Origin of the sequence: Streptomyces sp. YS-3, assembly GCF_045257485.1 — a bacterium.
Lineage (GTDB): Bacteria > Actinomycetota > Actinomycetes > Streptomycetales > Streptomycetaceae > Streptomyces.
This window is the reverse complement of sequence record NZ_JBJHPC010000581.1, coordinates 1-4,462: the sequence shown is the minus strand read 5'-3', so window position 1 is coordinate 4,462 and position 4,462 is coordinate 1. Positions and strand designations below refer to the sequence as shown.

The window sequence follows — 4,462 nt, the reverse complement described above, 5'->3', positions numbered from 1 at the left end:
GCCCTCCCCACTCCCCCACCGGAGGCAGCAAGTGAAACGAGCAAGCGGCAGAGTCGGCCTGGCCGTTGCCGCCGCAGGCGCCCTGTCCATAGCCGGACTCACCGGCACCGCCCACGCGGCGGACGTCAACAACGCCCGCAACGCGGGCTTCGAGTCGGGCCTCGCGGGCTGGAGCTGTACGGCCGGCAGCGGATCCGTCGTCTCCTCGCCCGTGCACGGCGGAGCCGCCGCCCTCAAGGCGAGCCCGTCCGGCTCCGACACGGGCCAGTGCGTCCAGAGCGTCGCCGTGAAGCCCAACTCCACCTACACGCTGAGCTCCTGGGTGCAGGGCTCGTACGTGTACCTGGGCGCCTCCGGGACCGGCACCAGCGACGTCTCCACCTGGACGCCCGGCACCGGCGGCGGCTGGAACCAGCTGTCGACCACCTTCAGGACCGGGGCCTCCACCACCTCCGTGCAGATCTACACCCACGGCTGGTACGGCCAGAACGCCTACTACGCCGACGACGTCTCCGTCTTCGGCCCGGACGGCGGCGGGGGCGGCGACCCGGCCCCGACGGTCCCGGGCGCCCCGGCCGGTCTGGCGGTCGGCTCGGTGAGCTCCTCCTCCGTGGACCTGTCCTGGGGCGCGGTCCCGGGCGCGACCGGCTACAACGTCTACCGCGACGGCGCCAAGGTGCAGTCGGTGAGCGGCGGTTCGGCGACCGTGACCGGGCTGAGCGCGTCGACCTCGTACCAGTTCCAGGTGACCGCGACCAACGCCGCCGGGGAGTCCCCCAAATCCGCGGCGGTGACCGCGAAGACCTCCGCGACGGGCACCCCGGGCGGCGGGACCGTGCCCAGGCACGCGGTGACCGGGTACTGGCAGAACTTCAACAACGGCGCGACCGTCCAGCGGATCAGCGACGTGCCGGCGAACTACGACATCATCGCCGTCTCCTTCGCGGACGCCACCGGCACCCCGGGCGGGGTGACCTTCAACCTCGACACGGCCGGCCTCGGCGGCTACACCGTCGACCAGTTCAAGGCGGACATCGCCGCCAAGCACGCGGCCGGCAAGTCGGTGATCATCTCCATCGGCGGCCAGAACGGCACGGTGTCGATCAACGACTCGACCTCGGCGGCGAACTTCGCCGACTCCGTCTACGCGCTGATGCGGACGTACGGCTTCGACGGCGTCGACATCGACCTGGAGAACGGCCTCAACTCCACCTATATGACACAGGCGCTGCGCTCGCTGGCGTCGAAGGCGGGCAGCAGGCTCGTCATCACGATGGCGCCGCAGACCATCGACATGCAGTCCACGTCGGGCGAGTACTTCAAGACGGCGCTCAACATCAAGGACATCCTCACCGTCGTCAACATGCAGTACTACAACAGCGGTTCGATGCTGGGCTGCGACGGAAAGGTCTACTCGCAGGGCTCGGTCGACTTCCTGACCGCGCTCGCCTGCATCCAGCTGCAGGGCGGCCTCGACCCGTCCCAGGTCGGTCTCGGTCTGCCCGCCTCCACGAGCGGCGCGGGCAGCGGCTATGTCTCCCCGTCCGTGGTGAACGCGGCCCTGGACTGCCTGACCGCCGGCACCAACTGCGGCTCCTTCAAGCCCGCGAGGACCTGGCCGGGTCTGCGCGGCGCGATGACCTGGTCGACCAACTGGGACGCGAAGTCGGGCAACGCCTGGTCGAACGCGGTGGGACCGCACGTCCACGCACTGCCGTAGCGGCACCTCTCCCCGCGCCCCGGACCGGGGCGCGGGGAGACGTGTGTCACGGCTTGGGCAGGGTGCAGCCCGGGCGGCTCAGGTCGACCCGGTTGCCGGTGCCTATGCAGGGGACGATGATGTACGTCTCCTGGGCGTAGTTGATCTTGTAGTGGACGGTGACGTTGCCGTTCTGGTCCACCTCGCACGGGTTGTTCTCGGTGCAGCGCTGGCCGTCCTCGTTGCCGGTGTTGTTCACCGCGACCACCTTGCCGGTGGCGGTGTCGATGACCGGGGAGCCCGAGGTGCCGCCGATGGTCTGGCAGGCGGAGGTGTAGCGGACCGAGTCCTTCCAGGTCCAGTCGCCCTCCTTGAGGCGGTAGACGAACCCGTCGATGTTGCAGCTGTAGGTCCGCTTCCAGTAGCCCGAGACCACCTTGATGGCGGTGCCCGCGACCGGGTGCTGGTCGTTGAGGGTGAGCGCGCCGATCCCGTACTGGCTCTGGATCTGCGCGTACGTCTTGCTCAGCTGGTAGACGGTGATGTCCGTGTCGGTCATCGTCGCGTAGCTGACCTTGGTGGCGCGCAGGGTGCCGACCTTGCTGCCCGAGCCGTTGAGCAGCGAGAAGCTGCGCGAGGAGGGCTGGTCGGTGATGACCTCGCCGGCGGCCGGGAAGCCGGTCTCCAGGCAGTGGCCGTTGGAGAGGATGAGAGCGGGGTCGTTCGGCTGGGAGCTCGGGGTGCGGATGAGCGACCCGGAACAGTTGCTGAGCGCGACCGTTCCGGCGAAGTCGACCGCCTTGACCGTCGCCTTGGCGTCGCTGTGGGTGTGCGGCGCCGCGACGACCGGTGCCGCGCCGGCTCCGACGAGCAGCAGCGCCAGCACCGTGCCGACGAGAGGCTTCTTCATGTGGGGGTTCCCCTCTGAAGGGTTTCAGGAGTGGGTTCCTGAAATTGTCATGAGCATTGTTGGGCGGGCCAACCCCCGGGGGCAACCGTCGAGTTCGAGCCAGTCGGATCGGCCGCCGGGCCTGAGCGGGGCGGTGCCCGGGCGGCGCGGCACGGGGGCGGCACGAGGGCGGTCGGGGTCAACCCCCGCACCCGTACACCCGTACGCCTGTACGCCTGTACGCCCATACGGCCCACCGGGACCGGCCGGACGGCTGGATCCCGGGCGCCGCCGAGCACCATGCACTCCATGGAGCCGCGCCGGAAGGACCTTGACGGGATATCGCCCACCCGGACCGGGTGAGGGACGGCGGACCTTGACGCTGACATGCCATGCCCAGAAGCTCAGGGTGCGACGCACCACCACAGCAACGTCGACATGAACACCCCCACCTCTGGATCCCCAGGAGCATTCATGCGACTTCGTACGCGTACGCGCGCCACCCGCGCGCCGCGCGGCGGTGCCAGACGTTCGGCGGGTCTCGCGGCCCTCCTCGCGATGGCGCTGGCCGCCCCGCTGACCTCCCACGCCACCGCGTCCCCGGCGCCCTCCCCGCGCGACCGCGCGGACGTGGCCGCCGACGAGGCCACCGTCCAGTACGAGATCCACGGCCCCGCCACCCCCGCCGCGCGCACCGCCATCGCGGCCACCGGGGTCTCCATCGACGAGGTGCACGAGCACACCGTCGTGGTCAGCGCCGACGCCGGGCAGGCGCGGAACCTGCGCGCGCTCGGCTACACCCTCAAGGCGCTGCCCGGGCCGCCGGACCGCTCGGGCGGCCTCAAGGCGGCCCCCTTCGACTTCCCGCCGGCGGACTCCAAGTACCACAACTACGCCGAGATGACGGCCGAGATCGACCAGCGCCTGGCCCAGTACCCCTCGATCATGAGCAAGCGCGTGATCGGCAAGTCGTACCAGGGCCGGGACATCGTCGCGATCAAGGTGAGCGACAACGTGGCCACCGACGAGAACGAGCCCGAGGTCCTGTTCACCTTCCACCAGCACGCCCGTGAGCACCTGACGGTGGAGATGGCGCTGTATCTGCTGCGGGAGTTCGGCGCCGGGTACGGGCAGGACTCACGGATCACCAACATGGTGAACAACCGGGAGATCTGGATCGTGCCGGACCTCAACCCGGACGGCGGGGAGTACGACATCGCGACCGGCTCGTACCGCAGCTGGCGCAAGAACCGCCAGCCCAACTCCGGTTCCTCGTCCGTCGGTACGGACCTGAACCGCAACTGGAACTACAAGTGGGGCTGTTGCGGCGGCTCCTCGGGCAGCAAGGGCTCCGAGACGTACCGGGGCTTGGCCGGCGAGTCCGCGCCCGAGGTGAAGGTCGTCGCCGACTTCGCCCGCAGCCGGGTGGTGGGCGGCAAGCAGCAGATCAAGGCCGGGATCGACTTCCACACCTACAGCGAGCTGGTGCTGTGGCCGTTCGGCTACACGTACAACGACACGGCGACGGGGCTGACGAAGGACGACCACGACGCGTACGCGGCGGTCGGCGGGAAGATGGCGGCGTCCAACGGGTACACGCCGGAGCAGTCCAGCGACCTGTACATCACCGACGGCACGATAGACGACTACCTCTGGGGCACCCAGAAGATCTTCGACTTCACCTTCGAGATGTATCCGGGCGAGTCGGGGGCGGGGGGTGGGTTCTACCCGCCGGACGAGGTGATCGAACGGGAGACTTCGCGGAACCGGGACGCGGTGTTGCAGTTGCTGGAGAACGCGGACTGCATGTACCGGTCGATTGGGAAGGAGTCGCAGTACTGCGCGGGTTCGTGACCCCGGGATGACCCCCACCC

At 69.5% G+C, this 4,462-nt stretch carries 3 protein-coding genes; 2 read left to right on the top strand and 1 reads right to left on the bottom strand.

Annotated features, from left to right (window positions below):
- Positions 1-31: 31 nt before the first annotated feature.
- Complete coding sequence (locus ACJA3G_RS31140) at positions 32-1,720, top strand: chitinase (RefSeq protein ID WP_406556386.1); 1,689 nt, start codon at positions 32-34, stop codon at positions 1,718-1,720.
- 46 nt (positions 1,721-1,766) lie between these two features.
- On the opposite strand, the gene ACJA3G_RS31135 is transcribed toward ACJA3G_RS31140, so the two are convergent.
- Positions 1,767-2,609, bottom strand: a complete 843-nt coding sequence (locus ACJA3G_RS31135) for a serine protease (protein WP_406556385.1) — start codon at positions 2,607-2,609, stop codon at positions 1,767-1,769.
- A gap of 453 nt (positions 2,610-3,062) precedes the next feature.
- Between ACJA3G_RS31135 and ACJA3G_RS31130 the strand changes: the two genes are divergently transcribed.
- On the top strand, positions 3,063-4,442 hold the full coding sequence (locus ACJA3G_RS31130) for a M14 family metallopeptidase (RefSeq protein WP_406556384.1): 1,380 nt from the start codon (positions 3,063-3,065) through the stop codon (positions 4,440-4,442).
- Positions 4,443-4,462: the final 20 nt, after the last annotated feature.

Excerpts from the sequence above, each read along its gene's own strand:
- ACJA3G_RS31135 (WP_406556385.1), bottom strand. The coding sequence starts at position 2,609 with ATGAAGAAGCCTCTCGTCGGCACGGTGCTGGCGCTGCTGCTCGTCGGA.
- ACJA3G_RS31130 (WP_406556384.1), top strand. The coding sequence starts at position 3,063 with ATGCGACTTCGTACGCGTACGCGCGCCACCCGCGCGCCGCGCGGCGGT.